This is a genomic window from Oceanobacillus luteolus (assembly GCF_023715655.1).
In the GTDB taxonomy this organism is placed as follows: domain Bacteria; phylum Bacillota; class Bacilli; order Bacillales; family Amphibacillaceae; genus Oceanobacillus; species Oceanobacillus luteolus.
The window spans coordinates 1-1,658 of sequence record NZ_JAMBON010000108.1 but is presented as its reverse complement, the minus strand read 5'-3'; the positions used below and the strand labels follow the sequence as shown (position 1 = coordinate 1,658).

Annotated in this window: 3 protein-coding genes; 1 reads left to right on the top strand and 2 read right to left on the bottom strand. The window is 32.2% G+C overall.

Annotated features, from left to right (window positions below):
* The coding region (locus tag M3210_RS19855) for a transposase domain-containing protein (RefSeq protein ID WP_251518017.1) at nt 1–181 on the top strand (181 nt) is incomplete at its 5' end.
* 41 nt (nt 182–222) lie between these two features.
* Here M3210_RS19855 and M3210_RS19850 read toward each other — a convergent pair.
* Nucleotides 223–558 (bottom strand): IclR family transcriptional regulator C-terminal domain-containing protein, encoded by a 336-nt coding sequence (locus tag M3210_RS19850; protein ID WP_251518015.1) that lies wholly within the window; start codon nt 556–558, stop codon nt 223–225.
* Nucleotides 559–1,098: 540 nt separating this feature from the next.
* Nucleotides 1,099–1,497 carry a hypothetical protein gene (locus tag M3210_RS19845; RefSeq protein ID WP_251518013.1) on the bottom strand — a complete coding sequence of 133 codons (399 nt, stop codon included), beginning with the start codon at nt 1,495–1,497 and terminating at the stop codon, nt 1,099–1,101.
* Between the last annotated feature and the right edge of the window lie 161 nt (nt 1,498–1,658).

Genomic DNA, 1,658 nt, shown 5'->3' with positions numbered 1-1,658 from the left:
TTATAGCATTGTGGAGACGGCGAAGGAAAACGGATTAAACCCATTTAATTACCTGAAATATTTATTTGAACAGCTGCCAAATATGGACATGACTGACAAACCGAAATTGGATCAACTACTACCTTGGACACCGTCCATTCAGCGGAATGTCGTGTACCAAATAAAACTAAATAAATCATAACAATAGTCCACATCTAAAACTAGGTGTGGATTATTTGACGTTTACTTTGTAGTGGCAGGTTCCAGTGCCATCTTATCTAATAATGCATTTAATTTCTCTTCCTCTAAATGGGCCAAGATAACTTTACCCAATGCGGATAGATGGACTTTGGAACGATTCCCTACTTCCTCATCCGCCGAGTCAAGGAATGGTTCGTGTAGTACTTGCATCATCACAAGGTCCGTACCATCCAATTTTCCCAGATACGTACTCATTTGAATTGTTTGTGCAACTTGATAAATCGAACGTAAATCTGCTAAAGTGATTCCCTGCCTTTGCCTTACTAGATCTAAAACAAGTAATCCTTTCTTCAGAGTGGATACTTGGTTCTTTGCCATTTCCTCACCTCACGTCTTGTAAGTATACGTATTTTCTCCTTTTTTAACAAAATAGTTTTGGTCAGTTTCATTTAATGAAACTGAATGATGGAGAGATAAACACCAAAAACAATGTATTTAACAACAACATAATTAACATCTATTTCAACAGTTAATCTGCAATATAAATGGCAAATTAAAACGCTCAGAAATCTGAGCGTTTTTTGATGCGATATTTCCGTTACTTGAACAAACAATATATTCATATGTAATGTTCATTTCCATTTCGTTCTAAGATTCAATATAAACTGGAATCCAAAAGTTACTATTAGTCCAGCCCAAAATATGATAAAAGAAGAAAGGAGATTACTTTCAAATAATAAAATATAAGTTTGATCTATGAATAAAAGTAACATATATGTATAAAAGCCGAGAACGGCACTTTTGTTCCAGTTTTTTGATTCTATTTCAGACATACTTTTAAAGAACTTCATTTTTACACCCTTTCAACTCCATCTAAATTTACTAAAAAAGATGCTTCGCCTTCTTTAAGAATACCCGTTAGTTCAATAGGAACTTATTACTTAATTGTTTTTTTGCTAAGTCTACAATAATGGTTATTATGAAATCCTTAGTAAGATTTTTTATATTATCGCCATAACGATAGTCATCTATCATTTCACTTATTTCAAACCATTTATCTAATTCCTCGTTAGTAAAGTGTTCACGAATCACTTCATATATTTCATATGCAAGGTTCATTGCTTTATTATTATCATCTACTATTTGTATTAATAAATAACGTATATAGCATTTTGCACATTCTTCATACAATGGCTCCTCTATATCTAATTCATCTAAAGCTCTATTAAAATAGTCTTCTACTTCAAAAATATTTAATGGCTCTCGCAAGGAAGCAAGGATATTTAAGGATGTTGTTGAAACTTCATTTTCCAACATATTATAAGCCCAATTAACATAGTCGATAGCCTTTTGTAAGCGTCAAGTAAAAATGAACACTTTTCGCTAATTAATTTTGGACACTATCGTCATTAAAAATAGTCTTACGATTTTTCATTCTGTAACTATCATCGTCTTTAAAATTTAGAACTTCTGCTCGA

Bases quoted from the DNA above. Each gene is read 5' to 3' on its own strand.
- M3210_RS19845 (WP_251518013.1), bottom strand. From the start codon at position 1,497: ATGTTGGAAAATGAAGTTTCAACAACATCCTTAAATATCCTTGCTTCC.
- M3210_RS19850 (WP_251518015.1), bottom strand. From the start codon at position 558: ATGGCAAAGAACCAAGTATCCACTCTGAAGAAAGGATTACTTGTTTTA.